This window comes from Pseudomonas alvandae (genome assembly GCF_019141525.1).
Lineage (GTDB): Bacteria > Pseudomonadota > Gammaproteobacteria > Pseudomonadales > Pseudomonadaceae > Aquipseudomonas > Aquipseudomonas alvandae.
Map to the genome: position 1 here is coordinate 6,124,479 of NZ_CP077080.1, position 15,690 is coordinate 6,140,168.

Annotated in this window: 16 protein-coding genes; 11 read left to right on the forward strand and 5 right to left on the reverse strand. The window is 62.3% G+C overall.

Annotated features, from left to right (window positions below; genetic code table 11):
- Positions 1–261 precede the first annotated feature (261 nt).
- From KSS97_RS27415 to KSS97_RS27430, 4 genes are read left to right on the forward strand one after another with little or no spacing between them, the layout of a single operon-like run.
- Positions 262–1,617 (forward strand): M16 family metallopeptidase, encoded by a 1,356-nt coding sequence (locus KSS97_RS27415; protein ID WP_030137925.1) that lies wholly within the window; start codon positions 262–264, stop codon positions 1,615–1,617.
- Positions 1,610–3,100: a M16 family metallopeptidase gene (locus KSS97_RS27420; protein WP_217860558.1), complete on the forward strand. Its 1,491-nt coding sequence runs from the start codon at positions 1,610–1,612 to the stop codon at positions 3,098–3,100. Before KSS97_RS27415 ends, KSS97_RS27420 begins: the two co-directional genes overlap by 8 nt.
- A complete protein-coding gene (rsmD, locus tag KSS97_RS27425) occupies positions 3,100–3,711 on the forward strand; it encodes a 16S rRNA (guanine(966)-N(2))-methyltransferase RsmD (RefSeq protein WP_030137927.1) in 612 nt (203 codons plus the stop codon). The genes KSS97_RS27420 and rsmD overlap by 1 nt, the downstream gene beginning before the upstream one ends.
- Before the next feature lie 31 nt (positions 3,712–3,742).
- The gene (locus tag KSS97_RS27430; protein ID WP_217860559.1) at positions 3,743–4,741 is read left to right on the forward strand and encodes a hydrolase; all 999 of its coding nucleotides are present in this window, start codon (positions 3,743–3,745) and stop codon (positions 4,739–4,741) included.
- Positions 4,742–4,887: 146 nt separating this feature from the next.
- Here KSS97_RS27430 and KSS97_RS27435 read toward each other — a convergent pair whose 3' ends face one another.
- Together KSS97_RS27435 and KSS97_RS27440 are read right to left on the reverse strand one after the other, a co-directional pair.
- Positions 4,888–5,742 (reverse strand): sulfurtransferase, encoded by an 855-nt coding sequence (locus KSS97_RS27435; protein ID WP_030137929.1) that lies wholly within the window; start codon positions 5,740–5,742, stop codon positions 4,888–4,890.
- A 37-nt stretch (positions 5,743–5,779) separates the two neighbouring features.
- Positions 5,780–6,451, reverse strand: coding sequence for a TetR/AcrR family transcriptional regulator (locus KSS97_RS27440; protein WP_198796886.1), 672 nt, complete (start codon positions 6,449–6,451; stop codon positions 5,780–5,782).
- 151 nt (positions 6,452–6,602) lie between these two features.
- Here KSS97_RS27440 and KSS97_RS27445 point away from each other — a divergent pair, with 151 nt between their 5' ends.
- The 5 genes from KSS97_RS27445 to KSS97_RS27465 all read left to right on the forward strand — a co-directional run bounded on the left by KSS97_RS27445 (position 6,603) and on the right by KSS97_RS27465 (position 11,326).
- Positions 6,603–8,033: a coniferyl aldehyde dehydrogenase gene (locus KSS97_RS27445; RefSeq protein ID WP_217860560.1), complete on the forward strand. Its 1,431-nt coding sequence runs from the start codon at positions 6,603–6,605 to the stop codon at positions 8,031–8,033.
- 26 nt (positions 8,034–8,059) lie between these two features.
- Positions 8,060–8,605 carry a twin-arginine translocation pathway signal protein gene (locus tag KSS97_RS27450; RefSeq protein ID WP_217860561.1) on the forward strand — a complete coding sequence of 182 codons (546 nt, stop codon included), beginning with the start codon at positions 8,060–8,062 and terminating at the stop codon, positions 8,603–8,605.
- A 145-nt stretch (positions 8,606–8,750) separates the two neighbouring features.
- Positions 8,751–10,346 carry a GMC family oxidoreductase gene (locus KSS97_RS27455; protein WP_217860562.1) on the forward strand — a complete coding sequence of 532 codons (1,596 nt, stop codon included), beginning with the start codon at positions 8,751–8,753 and terminating at the stop codon, positions 10,344–10,346.
- Positions 10,347–10,461: 115 nt separating this feature from the next.
- Positions 10,462–10,941 (forward strand): pantetheine-phosphate adenylyltransferase, encoded by a 480-nt coding sequence (coaD, locus tag KSS97_RS27460; RefSeq protein WP_007897855.1) that lies wholly within the window; start codon positions 10,462–10,464, stop codon positions 10,939–10,941.
- Positions 10,942–11,074: 133 nt separating this feature from the next.
- Positions 11,075–11,326, forward strand: a complete 252-nt coding sequence (locus KSS97_RS27465) for a YfhL family 4Fe-4S dicluster ferredoxin (protein ID WP_003206534.1) — start codon at positions 11,075–11,077, stop codon at positions 11,324–11,326.
- Between the two features lie 139 nt (positions 11,327–11,465).
- Here KSS97_RS27465 and KSS97_RS27470 read toward each other — a convergent pair whose 3' ends face one another.
- Genes KSS97_RS27470 through KSS97_RS27480 form a run of 3 tightly spaced genes read right to left on the reverse strand, consistent with a single transcriptional unit; the run spans position 11,466 to position 13,553 of the window.
- Positions 11,466–11,786 carry a multidrug transporter gene (locus KSS97_RS27470; RefSeq protein ID WP_198796890.1) on the reverse strand — a complete coding sequence of 107 codons (321 nt, stop codon included), beginning with the start codon at positions 11,784–11,786 and terminating at the stop codon, positions 11,466–11,468.
- Positions 11,787–11,840: 54 nt separating this feature from the next.
- On the reverse strand, positions 11,841–12,653 hold the full coding sequence (gene mutM, locus KSS97_RS27475; protein ID WP_030138374.1) for a bifunctional DNA-formamidopyrimidine glycosylase/DNA-(apurinic or apyrimidinic site) lyase: 813 nt from the start codon (positions 12,651–12,653) through the stop codon (positions 11,841–11,843).
- A 30-nt stretch (positions 12,654–12,683) separates the two neighbouring features.
- A complete protein-coding gene (locus tag KSS97_RS27480) occupies positions 12,684–13,553 on the reverse strand; it encodes an HDOD domain-containing protein (RefSeq protein WP_217860563.1) in 870 nt (289 codons plus the stop codon).
- Positions 13,554–13,731: 178 nt separating this feature from the next.
- On the opposite strand from KSS97_RS27480, the gene KSS97_RS27485 reads away from it, so the two are divergent.
- Together KSS97_RS27485 and KSS97_RS27490 are read left to right on the forward strand one after the other, a co-directional pair.
- Positions 13,732–14,271, forward strand: coding sequence for a type 1 glutamine amidotransferase domain-containing protein (locus KSS97_RS27485; RefSeq protein WP_030138376.1), 540 nt, complete (start codon positions 13,732–13,734; stop codon positions 14,269–14,271).
- Between the two features lie 104 nt (positions 14,272–14,375).
- Positions 14,376–15,572, forward strand: a complete 1,197-nt coding sequence (locus KSS97_RS27490; RefSeq protein WP_030138377.1) for a class I SAM-dependent rRNA methyltransferase — start codon at positions 14,376–14,378, stop codon at positions 15,570–15,572.
- Positions 15,573–15,690: the final 118 nt, after the last annotated feature.

Sequence of the window (15,690 nt, forward strand, 5' to 3'; positions counted from 1 at the left end):
CCAGCTTGTTCACGCGCAACAGATTGTCGAAATGTCGCCAGGACACCTCTTGGTCGATTTTTTCGAAGGACTGGTACGGCATCATCGGCGAAAACGCGGGGATCCACGAAAAAACCCAACGTTAATGCCCAGAACCCAGACAACCTTGGGCCGATAAAAGACCCGATAGGCGTGGCCGCCAGTAAAACGGACCGTTATCCTAGCACCTCCTCGCCTGCTGCGGCTAAGACCCGGCAGGCAGCCCAACAGGTTTAAACACGAATGAATGCTCTTGCCCGCTGCGCCGCTGGCCTGCTGCTCGGCACGGTCTGCCTGCCTTTTTCAGCCCTTGCTGCCGATCCACAACCCACCCACGAATTTACCCTCGACAACGGCCTGAAGGTCGTCGTTCGCGAAGACCATCGCGCGCCGGTGGTGGTATCCCAGGTCTGGTACAAGGTCGGTTCCAGCTACGAAACACCGGGCCAGACCGGTTTGTCCCATGCCCTGGAACACATGATGTTCAAGGGCAGCGAGAAAGTCGGCCCCGGCGAGGCGTCGCTGATCCTGCGCGACCTCGGTGCCGAAGAAAATGCCTTCACCAGCGACGATTTCACCGCCTACTACCAAGTACTGGCGCGCGATCGCCTGGGCGTGGCCTTCGAACTGGAAGCCGACCGCATGGCCAGCCTGCGCCTGCCGCCAGAAGAATTCAGCCGCGAGATCGAAGTCATCAAGGAAGAGCGCCGCATGCGCACCGATGACAAGCCGATGTCCAAGGCCTTCGAACGCTTCAAGGCCATGGCGTACCCGGCCAGCGGCTACCACACGCCGACGATCGGCTGGATGGCCGACCTGGATCGGATGACTGTCGAGGAGCTGCGCCACTGGTACGAGTCCTGGTACACCCCGAACAACGCCACGCTGGTGGTGGTCGGCGACGTGACGCCAGACGAGGTCAAATCCCTGGCCCAGCGTTATTTCGGTCCGATTGCCCGGCGCCCGGTGCCGGTCGCGAAAATCCCGCTGGAGCTGGCCGAACCCGGCGAGCGCCAGATTACCCTGCATGTGCAGACCCAACTGCCCAGCGTGATGCTGGCCTTCAATGTGCCAAGCATCGCCACCGCGACGGACAAGGCGTCGGTCAACGCGCTGCGGCTGATCTCGGCCCTGCTGGATGGCGGCTACAGCGGCCGGATCCCGACCCAACTGGAGCGCGGCGAAGAGTTGGTGTCCGGCGGCTCGTCGAACTACGACGCCTTTACCCGCGGCGACACGCTGTTCACCTTGTCGGCAACGCCCAACACGCAGAAAAACAAGACCCTCGCCCAGGCCGAAGCGGGCTTGTGGCGCTTGCTTGAACAGCTGAAAACCACCGCACCGACCGCCGAGGAGCTGGAACGCGTCCGCGCCCAGGTCATCGCAGGCCTGGTGTATGAGCGCGACTCGATCACCAGCCAGGCCACCGCCATCGGCCAGCTGGAAACCGTCGGCTTGTCCTGGAAACTGATGGACAGCGAACTCGCCGAACTGCAAAGCGTGACCCCGCAGGATATCCAGAAGGCAGCCCAGCTGTATTTCACCCGCTCGCGCCTGAGCGTTGCGCACGTCCTGCCCGAGGAGAAAGCTCATGAGTGAGCGCAAATCATCGCGCCTGGTGCTGATCGGCCTGGTCTTGATCGCCCTGGTCGGCGCCCTGGCCTTTTACCTGGCACCTTCAAGCGCCTCCAAGGCCAGCCAGGCATTGGACAAAGCCACGTCCAGCAGCAAACTGCAATCCCTGGCCGAACTGAACGACAAGGCGCCCAGTCGGCGACAGCTTGACGTGCAGACCTGGAAAACCGCCGAGGGCACCAAGGTGCTGTTCGTCGAAGCCCGCGAGCTGCCGATGTTCGACCTGCGCCTGACCTTTGCCGCCGGCAGCAGCCAGGACGGCGACGCCCCCGGCCTCGCCCTGCTGACCAATGCCATGCTCAACGAAGGCGTGGCCGGCAAGGACGTCAGCACGATTGCCCAAGGCTTCGAAAGCCTCGGCGCGGACTTCGGCAACGGCGCCTACCGTGACATGGCCGTGGCGTCCCTGCGCAGCCTCAGCGCAGCGGACAAGCGTGAGCCGGCGTTGAAGCTGTTCGCCGAAGTGGTCGGCAAACCGACCTTCCCCGCCGACTCCTTCGCCCGGATCAAGAACCAGATGCTCGACGGCTTCGAGTACCAGAAGCAGAATCCCGGCAAATTGGCGGGCCTGGAGCTGATGAAGCGCCTGTACGGCGAGCATCCGTATGCCCATTCCAGCGATGGCACTGCCGACAGCATTCCGCCGATCACCCTGGCCCAGGCCCGGGCCTTCCATGCCAAGGCCTATGCCGCCGGTAACGCGGTGATTGCGCTGGTGGGGGATTTGTCCCGCGCCGAGGCTGAAGCGGTTGCCAGCCAGGTCTCCGCCGCGCTGCCCAAAGGCCCGGCCCTGGCGAAAACCCCCGCACCGGCGGAGCCGAAGGCGAGCATCGGCCATATCGAATTCCCGTCCAAGCAGACCAACCTGATGCTCGCGCAACTGGGCATCGACCGCGACGACCCGGATTACGCGGCCGTTACCCTCGGCAACCAGATCCTCGGTGGCGGTGGTTTCGGTACGCGATTGATGACGGAAGTGCGCGAGAAGCGCGGCCTGACCTATGGCGTCTACTCCGGCTTCACGGCGATGCAAGCCCGTGGCCCGTTCATGATCAACCTGCAAACCCGCGCGGAGATGAGCGAGGGCACTTTGAAGCTGGTTCAGGACGTGTTCGCCGATTACCTCAAGAATGGCCCGACCCAGAAGGAACTCGAAGACGCCAAGCGCGAACTGGCCGGCAGCTTCCCACTGTCCACCGCCAGCAATGCCGACATCGTCGGCCAGCTCGGCGCCATGGGTTTCTATGACTTGCCGCTGAGCTACCTGGAAGACTTCATGCGTCAAACCCAGGAACTGACGGTTGAGCAGGTGAAGACCGCACTGAACAAACATCTGAGCACCGACAAGATGGTCATCGTCACCGCTGGCCCGAGCGTGCCGCAAAAGCCGTTGCCGGCCCCCACTGACAAACCTGCCGAGCAGCCGCTCGGGGTCCCGGAGCATTAATGGCCCGCCCATCCAATCCCAGCAAGAAACCCGCGCACAACGGCGTGAACCAGTTGCGCATCATCGGCGGCGAATGGCGCAGCAGGCGCCTGAGCTTCCCCGATGCCCCTGGCCTGCGGCCGACCCCGGACCGGGTGCGCGAAACCCTGTTCAACTGGCTCGCCCCTTACGTGGCGGGCGCCAAGGTCCTCGATCCGTTTGCCGGCAGCGGCGCGCTGTTTCTCGAGGCGCTGTCCCGTGGCGCCGCCATGGGCCAGGCGCTGGACGCCAGCAACGTGGCGGTTTCCAGCCTGAAGGAACACCTGGGGACCCTGCGTTGCACCGTTGGCCAGGTGCAAACCGCCGATGCGTTGCGCTACCTCGACAGCCAACCGGCGACGGCCTTCGACCTGGTGTTTCTCGACCCGCCTTTCAACCAGAACCTGTTGCCGGCGGTCTGCGCCTTGCTCGAGGAACGTCAGTGGCTGGCCGAGGATGCCTGGGTCTACACTGAAAGCGAAACCGCCCCGTCCACCCTGGGCTTGCCGGGCAACTGGCGCTTGCACCGCGAGCAGAAATCCGGACGGGTGTATTACGCCTTGTGGCAGCGTCTGACAAAGGACATTGGCTGAACGGCTGACCAGTGCATCGAGAATAATAATGATGTCCGCCGCATCCGAACGTTTCGCCCCGGCTCCGGGGCTCGGCAATCCACACCTGCAAACCTTGTGGGGCCCCTTGTGGCGCAAGACCACGCACATCGCTCGTCAACGCGAGCGCTTGTGGCTCGAGGATGGCGATTTCCTCGATCTCGACTGGTACGGCCCCCACAGCGCCGAAGCGCCATTGGTACTGGTGCTTCATGGTTTGACGGGCTCTTCCAACTCCCCTTACGTGGCCGGTTTGCAGCAGGCTCTCGATCGCCAGGGCTGGGCCAGTGCAGCCTTGAACTGGCGCGGTTGCTCGGGCGAGCCGAACCTGTTGCCCCGCAGCTATCACTCTGGCGTCAGCGAAGATTTGGCAGCCGCCCTTGCTCATCTGCGAGCCCGGCGCCCCTTGGCGCCATTGTTTGCAGTGGGTTATTCACTGGGTGGCAATGTGTTGCTCAAGCACTTGGGGGAAACCGGTAGCAGCAGCCAGTTGCAGGGCGCGGTGGCGGTCTCGGTGCCGTTTCGCCTCGACCAGTGCGCCGATCGCATCGGCCAGGGATTTTCCAAGTTCTACCAGGCGCACTTCATGCGGCAACTGGTGGCCTATGTGCGCAACAAGCAACGCCAGTTCCTGCACGACGGACGTCATGAGGGCCTGGCAACCCTGGCGGCGCTTGGCCCGCTGGAGAACATGCGCACCTTCTGGGATTTCGATGGCCGGGTAACGGCGCCGCTGCATGGGTTTTCCGACGCAGCGGATTATTACCGTCGTGCCTCCAGCCGTTACTTCCTGGCGGATATCAGCACGCCGACCCTGGTCATCCAGGCCGCCGACGATCCGTTCGTGTTCCCCCACAGCCTGCCCGAACCCGGCGAGTTATCAACCTCGACCCAATTCGAGCTGCACGCCAGGGGTGGGCATGTGGGGTTTGTCGATGGAACCTTGCGGTGTCCAGGGTATTACCTGGAACGGCGCATTCCGGATTGGCTGGCCAGCCTGGGTCGCGGGTGACTAAGACACGAATCTGCCCAAAGCCCATGTGGGAGCGAGCTTGCTCGCGATAGCGGTGGTCAGCCGCATTGAATTTGACTGACGCACCGTCATCGCGAGCAAGCTCGCTCCCACATTGACCCTCCCACATTGCCCCTGAGCAGCTGTTACTCGCCCTTCGCCACACCGCGCTGAGGATCATTGATCCACTCACTCCACGAGCCAGCGTACAGCCGCCCCAAGGGATACCCGGCCAGGCTCAAGGCAAACAGGTTATGGCACGCCGTCACGCCAGAGCCGCAGTAGGCCACCAGCCCAGTCGGCGAGCGATCGCCCAGTTTTTCGGCGAAGCGCTGCTTGAGCTGGTCGGCCGGCAGGAACCGGCCATCCGCGCCGAGGTTATCGGTGAAGGCCGCGCATTGCGCTCCCGGGATGTGTCCGGCCACCGGGTCGATCGGCTCGACTTCGCCCTTGAAGCGCGGCAGCGCTCGTGCGTCCAGCAAGGTCATGTCCGGCTGGCCAAGGCGTTGCTGCAGCGTGTCGGCATCGACCAGCAAATCCGCATCCGGCGAACCACTGAAGGTCCCGGCCGACGTGGCAGGCGGATCCAGGCTCAGGGGCAAGCCGGCCGCGTGCCAGGCCTTGAGCCCTCCGTCGAGGAGATACACGCCGTCCCGCTTGCCCAGCCAGGCCAGCAGCCACCAGGCCCGGGCGGCATAGGCACCGGGGCCATCGTCATACAGCACGATGTCGCTGTCGTTGTTGATGCCCCAGCTCTGGAGGCGCGCGATCAAGGCGCCAGGACCGGGCAAAGGGTGGCGCCCGGTCACACCCTTTAGAACCGGCCCGCTCAAATCCCGCTCCAGGTCCGCGAACGACGCACCGGCGATATGGCCCTCGGCGTAACTGCGCTGGCCATAGTCCGGATCATCCAGGGCAAAACGACAATCAAGGATGACCAACCCGGGTTGCGACCGCCTCTCTTCAAGGGCCTGGGGGCTGATAAGTTGCGCGATGGGCATGGTGAGCTCCTGAGATTGAAACAAGGGAGGGCCGAACCTACTGCCCCTCCTCAAGGGTCTGGGCCAGCGGGACGTAAAACTCTTTGAACAGATCATCCACCGCTTCACGGGCTCCGTCGGTCACAAAACCCGCCTCCAGCACCAGCACTTGATAGACACCGCGCTTGATCGCCTGCTCGCTCAGATGGCTGGAGTTTTCCCGGGTCGTGCAGAGGAAACGTACCCACGAGGTGAGGATAATCCAGGCATTGAGGGTCAGGGATTCGATCTGCACCCGGTCCATCTTCAGGATGCCGGCAGCGACGAAGCCTTCGTAGATCGCGGTGCCATGGATCAGGCAGCGCTGGGAGAACCGTCGATAGCGAGCCGCCAGCTCCGCGTCGCTGTCGAGCAGATGCTCCAGGTCCCGATGCAGGAAGCGGTAGCGCCACATCGCTGACAGCAGTTCTTGCAGATAGAAGCGCTTGTCGTCCACCGTGGCCGCGCGGCCCTGGGGCGGACGCAGGAAGCTGTCCACCAGGTTTTCGTATTCGCTGAACAGCACGGCGATGATCGCCTGCTTGTTGGGGAAATGGTAATAGAGGTTGCCCGGGGACATGTCCATGTGGGCAGCAATGTGATTGGTGCTGACACTGCGCTCGCCCTGCCGATTGAACAACTCCAGGCTGTTCTGCACGATGCGCTCGCTGGTTTTTATTCGTGGGGCCATGGCTTGGGCTTTAATTCAAAAGTCAGTGGGAGGCATCTTACGACCTATCGGTCACGGGATAAAACCCAAGCAATTTTACAGGTCCTCATTTGACTTTCTAGAGTATTAGCTCTAGAAAGCACCGACTCCAATAATAAATCCGGTGCCCACCATGCCCGCCGACGTTGCTTACCTGCACGAGTCCCAACAGCAACTGGAAGAGCTCCGAGCATTGTTCGATGCCCAGCGCCTGGCCTACACAGCCCATCCGATGCCACCGGCTGAACAGCGCCTGCAATGGCTCAAGGCATTGCGCGAACTGTTGAGCAATGAACGGCAGGCGTTGATCAATGCGATCAGCCAGGACTTCAGCCACCGCAGTCCAGACGAAACGCTACTCGCCGAGCTGATGCCGAGCCTGCATGGCATCCATTACGCCAGCCGGCACCTGAAGGGCTGGATGAAACCCTCCCGACGCAAGGTCGGCGTGGCGTTCCAGCCGGCGTCGGCCAAGGTCGTCTACCAGCCGCTGGGCGTTGTCGGAGTCATCGTGCCTTGGAACTATCCACTGTTCCTGGCCATCGGGCCGTTGGTGGGGGCGCTGTCGGCGGGCAACCGAGTGATGCTCAAGCTCAGCGAGTCGACGCCTGCCACCGGCTTGCTGCTCAAGCAATTGCTGGCCCGGGTCTTTCCCCAGGACCTGGTGTGCGTCGTGCTGGGCGAAGCGGACGTCGGCGTTGCGTTCTCCCGGCTGCCCTTCGACCACCTGTTGTTTACCGGCGCCACCAGCATCGGCAAGCATGTGATGCGTGCCGCTGCTGAAAACCTCACCCCCGTTACCCTTGAGCTGGGCGGCAAGTCCCCCGCCATCGTGTCCGAGGATGTCCCACTCAAGGACGCCGCCGAGCGCATCGCCTTCGGCAAGACCCTCAATGCCGGACAGACCTGCGTCGCGCCCGACTACGTGCTGGTGCCGCAGAACCGCGTCGGGGCGTTCGTCGAGGCGTATCGTGAGGCGGTCCGTGGTTTTTATCCGACGCTGGCTGACAACCCGGACTACACCGCAATCATCAATGAGCGACAGCTGGCACGGCTCAACGGCTACATCAGTGATGCCACCAGTAAAGGCGCCTTGCTGATCGAGCTGTTCGACCAGGGCCAGGGCCGACGCATGGCCCATAGTCTGCTGCTCAACGTAACGGATGACATGACCGTCATGCAGGACGAGATCTTCGGCCCGCTGCTGCCGATCGTGCCTTATACAGATTTGAACCAGGCGTTTGCCTACATCAATCAGCGACCTCGCCCGCTGGCGCTCTACTATTTCGGCTACAACAAGGCCGAGCAGAATCGCGTACTCAATGAAACCCATTCCGGTGGCGTCTGCCTGAACGACACGCTCTTGCACGTGGCCCAGGACGACATGCCGTTCGGTGGCATTGGTGCCTCAGGGATGGGGCACTATCACGGACACGAGGGTTTCCTGACCTTCAGCAAGGCCAAGGGCGTGCTGGTGAAGCAGCGGTTCAACGCCGCGAAACTGATCTATCCGCCCTATGGCAAGCCTTTGCAGAAATTGATCCAGAAGCTGTTCATCCGCTGACAGTGCTTCCCAGGGGAATAACAATAATGAACCCGAGCCTGACCGATACGCCCACCCTGTCGCGGCGGGGCTTGCTGCACTTGAGCCTCGGCGCCGGCGCGTTTCTCGCCACGGTCGGATTGGGAGCCACGTTGAGCGGTTGCTCCACCAGCCAGCCGGCCAGCGGCCTAGTAGCATTGCGTGACAGTGACCTGCCATTTTTGCGTGCGGTCATTGCGGTGATGCTGAACGGCGCCGTGACGGCGCAAACGCTCGACGCCGCCACCAACGCCACGTTGCAGAGCCTGGATCGCGGCCTGGCGCATCTGTCCCCGTCCATGCTCAAGCTCACACGCCAGCTCTTCGATGTGCTCACGCTGGGTATCACTCGCGGGCCACTGACCGGGATCTGGGGTGCGTGGGAAAACGCCAGCACCGAGGACATCCAAGCGTTTCTGGCACGGTGGGAAAACAGCTCGCTGAGTTTGTTGCGCCAAGGCCACGGATCGTTGCTGCAAATGGTGATGATGGCTTGGTACAGCTGCCCCGAATCCTGGGGCCATTGCGGATACCCAGGGCCGCCAGTGGTTTGAAGCAAGATCCAATCCCTGTGGGAGCGGGCTTGCCCGCGAATGCAGTTATACATTCTCCCCTGTGCAAGCTGATCCACCGCCTTCGCGAGCAAGCCCGCTCCCACAAGAGCCTGTCGCAACCTACTCACAACAAGAGGCCCCGAACATGCCCGTACCCGACCCGTTCCGCGAAGGCCTCGCCCGTGGCTGGACCACCTACAACGGCGCGCAACTGGCCGAGGACCTGACGCTGGAAGCCGATGTGGCTATCATCGGCAGCGGCGCCGGCGGTGGTACCACGGCGGAGATTCTCAGCGCCGCCGGCTACAAGGTGCTGCTGATCGAGGAAGGCCCGCTCAAGACCAGCCATGACTTCACGCTGCGCGAGGACCAGGCCTATACCAGCCTGTACCAGGAGGGCCTCGGGCGCATGAGCAAGGACGGCGCCATTACCATTCTCCAGGGGCGGGCGGTGGGCGGCACGACCTTGATCAACTGGACATCGAGCTTTCGCACGCCTACGCAAACCCTTGAGCACTGGGCCGCCGAGCACAACGTCAAAGGTCACAGTGCCGCCGAAATGGCGCCTTGGTTCGAACGCATGGAGCAGCGCCTCGGTGTAGCGCCCTGGCTGATACCACCCAACGCCAACAACGACGTGATTCGCAAGGGCTGCGAGCAACTGGGCTACAGCTGGCACGTCATCCCGCGCAACGTGCGCGGTTGCTGGAACCTGGGTTATTGCGGCATGGGCTGCCCGACCAACGCCAAGCAGTCGATGCTCGTCACCACGATACCTGCCACGCTGGACAAGGGTGGCGCGCTGCTTTACCTGGCGCGAGCCGAGCGTCTGACGATCAAGAACGACACCGTCGACGGCCTCGAATGCCAAGCCATGGACGAGCGTTGCGTGGCGCCGACCGGGCGACGCATCACCGTCAAGGCGCGGCATTACGTGCTTGCCGGTGGCGGCATCAACAGTCCCGCCCTGTTGCTGCGCTCCGATGCGCCAGACCCTCACGAGCGCCTGGGCAAGCGTACGTTCCTGCATTTGGTGAACATGTCGGCCGGCCAGTTCGATGAAGTCATCAATCCGTTCTACGGCGCGCCGCAATCGATCTACTCGGATCACTTCCAATGGCAGGACGGTATCACCGGAAAAATGTCCTACAAGCTTGAGGTGCCGCCCTTGCATCCCGCATTGGCCGCCACGTTGTTGGGAGGCTTCGGCGAGGAAAATGCCAGGCACATGGCGCACCTGCCCCATACCCACGCCATGCTGGCGTTGCTGCGAGATGGCTTTCACCCCGACAGCCCCGGCGGTACCGTCGAGTTACGCAGCGACGGCACGCCGGTGCTCGACTATCAGGTTTCGCCCTATGCGTGGGACGGTCTGCGCCGAGCGTTCCACAGCATGGCCGAGATTCAGTTTGCCGGCGGGGCCAGGGCGGTCATGCCGATGCACAGCGATGCCCATTATGTGAAAACCCTGGCCGAGGCACGGGTGATGATCGACGGGCTCGACCTCGCCCTCTACCGCACGCGCCTGGGCAGCGCCCATGTCATGGGCGGCTGTGCCATGGGCGAAGATCCAGGCTCAGCCGTGGCCGACAGCCTTGGCCGCCACCACCAATTGGGCAACCTGTCGATCCACGACGGCTCGCTGTTCCCCACCAGCATCGGCGCCAACCCACAGTTGTCGGTGTATGGGCTGACGGCGAAACTGGCGTCGAATCTGGCCGAACGCCTGAAAAATTCATGAAAATATGCACCATTCGCAGCGTCTATAGTTCTTTTCTACGCAACAGCCGACTTGGCCGACCGAGAAGGCTGCGATACCATCCGACTCCCCAACGCACTCCCGCCAGGACGACGCGATGAACCGAGTGTTGTACCCAGGTACCTTCGACCCTATTACCAAGGGCCATGGCGATCTGGTCGAACGCGCCTCGCGCCTGTTCGACCATGTGATCATCGCCGTCGCCGCCAGCCCGAAGAAAAACCCGCTGTTCCCGCTGGAACAACGTGTGGAACTGGCCCGTGAGGTCACCAAGCACCTGCCCAACGTGGAGGTGGTCGGCTTCTCGACGCTGCTGGCGCACTTCGCCAAGGAAAAGAACGCCAACGTGTTCCTGCGCGGCCTGCGCGCGGTCTCGGACTTCGAATACGAATTCCAGCTGGCGAACATGAACCGGCAACTGGCACCGGACGTCGAAAGCCTGTTCCTGACGCCGTCGGAACGCTATTCCTTCATTTCCTCGACCCTGGTTCGGGAAATCGCAGCGTTGGGTGGCGACATCACCAAGTTTGTCCATCCGGCCGTGGCCGACGCGCTGACCCTGCGTTTCAAGAAATAACCTGCCGGTGCTGCGAGTCGCCTCGCAGCACGGCGCAGTCCATCGCGCCCGCGTGCACTGCGCTCGCCAATGCGGCACAATTGCGCCCATACGTTTTCAGATGCCCGGGCCCAATGCCCCGGCAGGAGCCTGCATGTCCCTGATCATCACCGACGACTGCATCAATTGCGACGTCTGCGAACCCGAATGCCCGAACGAAGCCATTTCCCAAGGCGAAGAGATCTACGTCATCGACCCGAACCTGTGCACCCAATGCGTCGGCCATTACGACGAACCCCAGTGCCAGCAAGTCTGCCCGGTGGATTGCATCCCGTTGGACGAAGCGCACCCGGAGACTGAAGAACAGTTGATGGCGAAGTATCGCAAGATTACTGGCAAGGCTTGAATTTTCAGGGGCCCTACTGGCCTCATCGCGAGCAAGCTCGCCCCCACAGGGATTGCTCTGCTTACATTATTGGCGGCTGACGCAAACTACTTGTGGGAGCGAGCTTGCTCGCGATGAGGGCGTCAGCCGCGCCCAATGCTCAATCCTGCCGCTCAAACCCCTCCCCGATACACCCCAGGCAACGCACGAAGGTAGCCTTCGCCGGATCCACCACCAGCGCCTTCCCCGCATCGCCAACCCCACCGCCCAGCGCGGTAAAGGGCAACGACACGACAAACGCCCCGGCGCCAATCACGGTGGCAGCCAGCAGCAACGGCCGTGCAATCAGCAAATCGCCGATCATGGCGTAGGCCGGCGGATTCTGGATGGTGTAGCGCGGGTCACCGCTCTCGGTGTTCGCAAAGGCAGGCAAACTGGCACCCAACGAGAGCGCCAGAACGATAGGTCGAAGCAGATTCATGAGGCCATCCTTCGGCTAAGCAGTCTGATAACTGACTATAGACCGTAGGACAAATCATCTCTGGCAGCGTGGACACCAGACGCTGGCGCGCTGGCCCAGGCGGATTTCCCGCAGCCCCGTGCCACAGGCTTTGCACAACTCCCCGCCCCGACCGTAGACGAACAGTTCCTGCTGGAAATAGCCCGGCTGGCCATCCCCGCCGATGAAGTCCCGTAGCGTGGTGCCGCCGCGCTCGATGGCATGGGCAAGGATGCGCTTGATCTCGATCGCCAGTTTCAAATAGCGCGCCCGCGAGATGCCTCCCGCTTCACGCCGCGGGTCGATCCCGGCGGCAAACAGCGCTTCGGTCGCGTAGATATTGCCCACGCCCACCACCACCGCGTTGTCCATGATGAACGGCTTGACCGCCATCGAACGCCCGCGCGACAGCTGGAAAAGCCGCTCGCCATCGAACAGGTCGGTCAAGGGCTCGGGGCCGAGGCGAATCAGCAGCTCATGGTTGAGCGGATCCAGGCTCCAGAGCATCGCGCCGAAACGGCGAGGGTCGGTGTAGCGCAACGCCAGGCCAGACTCCAGCTCGATGTCGACATGCTCATGCTTGGCGGCCGGCATGCCGATCTCGACCAGCCGCAAGTTCCCGGACATACCCAGGTGGCTGATCAACGTGCCGACCTCGGCGTTGATCAACAGGTACTTGGCACGGCGCTCCACCTGCACGATGCGCTGGCCCGAGAGCCGCACGTCGAGATCCTCCGGGATCGGCCAGCGCAGGCGGCGGTCACGGACCACCACACGACTGACCCGTTGGCCTTCAAGATGGGGCGCGATGCCTCGACGGGTGGTTTCGACTTCCGGCAGTTCTGGCATGGGGTTCTCGAATCAGGCGAACAGTGGCACTCAACGAGTGGCCAGGTCGCGAATTTCCTGTTTCTGGGTCTGGAAGTCATATTCCGACAACCCGATGTAATCGAGCACCAGCGGCCCGACGCTGTCCCACTCGTGATCGTCGGCCTGGTTGCCCAGCACGCGATGGGAGGCACAAATGTTCTCCGACATCTTGAGGATCGCCAGCAGGTTCTTCAGCGGGCTGTTATTGCGCGACGTTTCGTCACTGAAGACCGCCAGGGCGTTGTGGTGATTGGCGATGGCCTGGCTGACGTGATCCGGCAAGCGCCAGGATTTGGATGTGTAATAACCGACCACCGCATGGTTGGTGTTGAACACGCGGTTCTCGGTGTCGACCACCCGGCACTCGGCGCTGGCATTGGCGTAGGCCTCCTCCAACACGCTCATGTAAGTGGGGAATTGCTTGAGCATCAGCGGTATGCCGCAATCATGGAACAAGCCCAGGGCATAGGCTTCGTCACCGTTCTGCAGGCCGACGCGCTTGGCGAGGGTCAGGCAGGTCATCGCCACATCCTGGGCGGTATCCCAGAAACGATTCAAGGTGACGATCGTGTCATCGTGCAATTCGCCCTTGATGGACTGCGCATTGATCAGGTTGATGATCGAACGGCTGCCCAGCAGGTTCACTGCGCGCTGGATCGAAGTGATTTTGTTGCTCAGGCCGTAATAAGGCGAATTGACGATCTTGAGCAACGCTCCCGAGAGCCCCGGGTCCTGGGAAATCAGCTTGGCGATGGTCTCAAGGTCCGGGTCGGGCATGTACTGCTCCATCTGCAAATCCACCATGATTTGCGGCTGGGGCGGGACACTGATGCCTTGCAGGGACTGTTGGATCTGTTCGGCGGAAAGCTCTTTGGACATGGGTACGCACTCTGGGCCAGGCGGGGATTCTAACGCTTAAAGCGCAATCCGATACACCGCCGGGTAGCTCGGCGGAACTTTCATTAAAGCCTCGGCTTCGGATTTTGTAGAGCCGACAGCCAAGCCTGCATACAGGCTTAGGTCGGCAGCCTACCTACTCAGCTTGAGGAGATTTTTCATGCCTGGCTCCCTGAATGACAAACGCGTGGCCATCCTGGTGACAAACGGTTTCGAACAGGCCGAACTGACCGGCCCCAAGCAGGCGCTGGAGCAGGCCGGGGCCAAGGTGGAGATCGTCTCGGCCAGCGAAGGCCAGGTCAAAGGCTGGAACCATGACAAACCGGCCGACGACTTCAAGGTCGACCTGACCTTCAAGGCCGCCAATATCGACCAATACGATGCAGTCGTGCTGCCCGGCGGCGTGCAGAACTCCGACACCATCCGCATCGACACCGACGCCCAGAACCTGGTCAAGGGCTTCGACGCGGCGGGCAAACCCATCGCGGTAATCTGCCACGGCGGCTGGTTGCTGGTGTCGAGCGGATTGGTCAAGGGCAAGACCATGACCAGCTACAAGACCCTCAAGGACGACCTGGTCAACGCCGGCGCGAATTGGGTCGACCAGGAAGTGGTCAAGGACGGAACCTGGATCAGCAGCCGTCAACCCGACGACATTCCGGCGTTCAATCGCGAGCTGATCAGCGCATTGTCCGCGTGACCCATGGTGGCGAGGCGAGCAAAGCTCCCTCGCCGCATGTCCACCACAGGCCCCGCGATGGTTGCAACACGGTATACTCCCGCTCTTTTTTCCGGAGCGACGTCATGTCCCTGCCTAGCCTGCGCCTCAAAGCCAACGCCGACCGTCGCCTGCGCGCCGGCCACTTGTGGGTCTACAGTAACGAAATCGATGTAGCCGCCACCCCGTTGCACGGCTTCAAGGCCGGCGACCAGGCAATCCTCGAGGCCGCGGGTGGCAAGCCGCTGGGCATCGTCGCGATGAGCCCCAACAACCTGATCTGCGCGCGCCTGCTGTCCCGCGATGCGAAGCTGCCACTGGACAAGTCCCTGCTGGTGCATCGCCTCAACGTGGCGTTGTCCTTGCGCGAGCGGCTGTTCGACAAGCCTTTCTATCGCCTGGTCTACGGTGACTCCGATCTTCTGCCGGGCCTGGTGGTCGACCGCTTCGGCGATATCCTGGTGGTGCAGATCGCCTCCGCCACCATGGAAGCCCACAAAGACGACGTGATCGCCGCGCTGACCCAAGTGCTCAAGCCCAGCGGCATCCTGTTCAAGAACGATTCCGCCGCTCGTGACGCCGAAGGCCTGGAACGCTACGTCGAGACCGTGTTCGGCCTGGTGCCGGAATGGGTCGCCCTCGAAGAGAACGGCGTGAAATTCGAAGCGCCAGTCATCCAAGGCCAGAAAACCGGCTGGTTCTACGACCACCGCATGAACCGCGCACGCCTTGCGCCGTACGTCAAAGGCAAACGCGTACTGGACCTGTACAGCTACATCGGCGGCTGGGGCGTGCAGGCCGCCGCGTTCGGCGCCAGTGAAGTGTTCTGCGTCGATGCTTCGGCCTTTGCCCTCGACGGTGTCGAGCGCAACGCCGCACTGAATGGTGTCGCCGAAAAAATGACCTGCATCGAAGGCGACGTGTTCGAAGCCCTCAAGGAACTGAAGGCCAGCGAAGAACGCTTCGATGTGATCGTGGCCGACCCGCCGGCGTTCATCAAACGCAAGAAAGACATGAAGAACGGCGAAGGCGCCTACCGCCGCCTGAACGAGCAAGCCATGCGCCTGCTCACCAAGGACGGCATCCTGGTCAGCGCCTCGTGCTCGATGCACCTGCCCGAAGACGACCTGCAGAACATCCTGCTGACCAGCGCCCGTCACCTGGACCGCAACATCCAACTGCTCGAACGCGGCGGCCAGGGACCAGACCATCCGGTGCACCCGGCAATCGCCGAAACCCGCTACATCAAGAGCATCACTTGCCGGTTGTTGCCTAACAGCTGAGGCCGGGCGGGGCCAGTGCCGTAGCGCTGTGCCCCGCACATTCGAATTGCATACTGATCGCGGCCTTGGCTGCGATTTTTTTGCGCGTCTGGAAAGTACTGCATTGAAGTTTCTGTAA

What these genes read in the sequence shown, in the direction of transcription:
- KSS97_RS27465 (WP_003206534.1), top strand. Translation starts at nt 11,075, where the DNA reads ATGTCCCTGATCATCACCGACGACTGCATCAATTGCGACGTCTGCGAA.
- KSS97_RS27430 (WP_217860559.1), top strand. Translation starts at nt 3,743, where the DNA reads ATGTCCGCCGCATCCGAACGTTTCGCCCCGGCTCCGGGGCTCGGCAAT.
- KSS97_RS27420 (WP_217860558.1), top strand. Translation starts at nt 1,610, where the DNA reads ATGAGTGAGCGCAAATCATCGCGCCTGGTGCTGATCGGCCTGGTCTTG.
- coaD (WP_007897855.1), top strand. Translation starts at nt 10,462, where the DNA reads ATGAACCGAGTGTTGTACCCAGGTACCTTCGACCCTATTACCAAGGGC.
- KSS97_RS27480 (WP_217860563.1), bottom strand. Translation starts at nt 13,553, where the DNA reads ATGTCCAAAGAGCTTTCCGCCGAACAGATCCAACAGTCCCTGCAAGGC.
- KSS97_RS27445 (WP_217860560.1), top strand. Translation starts at nt 6,603, where the DNA reads ATGCCCGCCGACGTTGCTTACCTGCACGAGTCCCAACAGCAACTGGAA.
- KSS97_RS27485 (WP_030138376.1), top strand. Translation starts at nt 13,732, where the DNA reads ATGCCTGGCTCCCTGAATGACAAACGCGTGGCCATCCTGGTGACAAAC.
- KSS97_RS27470 (WP_198796890.1), bottom strand. Translation starts at nt 11,786, where the DNA reads ATGAATCTGCTTCGACCTATCGTTCTGGCGCTCTCGTTGGGTGCCAGT.
- KSS97_RS27435 (WP_030137929.1), bottom strand. Translation starts at nt 5,742, where the DNA reads ATGCCCATCGCGCAACTTATCAGCCCCCAGGCCCTTGAAGAGAGGCGG.
- KSS97_RS27455 (WP_217860562.1), top strand. Translation starts at nt 8,751, where the DNA reads ATGCCCGTACCCGACCCGTTCCGCGAAGGCCTCGCCCGTGGCTGGACC.
- KSS97_RS27415 (WP_030137925.1), top strand. Translation starts at nt 262, where the DNA reads ATGAATGCTCTTGCCCGCTGCGCCGCTGGCCTGCTGCTCGGCACGGTC.
- mutM (WP_030138374.1), bottom strand. Translation starts at nt 12,653, where the DNA reads ATGCCAGAACTGCCGGAAGTCGAAACCACCCGTCGAGGCATCGCGCCC.
- KSS97_RS27440 (WP_198796886.1), bottom strand. Translation starts at nt 6,451, where the DNA reads ATGGCCCCACGAATAAAAACCAGCGAGCGCATCGTGCAGAACAGCCTG.
- KSS97_RS27490 (WP_030138377.1), top strand. Translation starts at nt 14,376, where the DNA reads ATGTCCCTGCCTAGCCTGCGCCTCAAAGCCAACGCCGACCGTCGCCTG.
- KSS97_RS27450 (WP_217860561.1), top strand. Translation starts at nt 8,060, where the DNA reads ATGAACCCGAGCCTGACCGATACGCCCACCCTGTCGCGGCGGGGCTTG.
- rsmD (WP_030137927.1), top strand. Translation starts at nt 3,100, where the DNA reads ATGGCCCGCCCATCCAATCCCAGCAAGAAACCCGCGCACAACGGCGTG.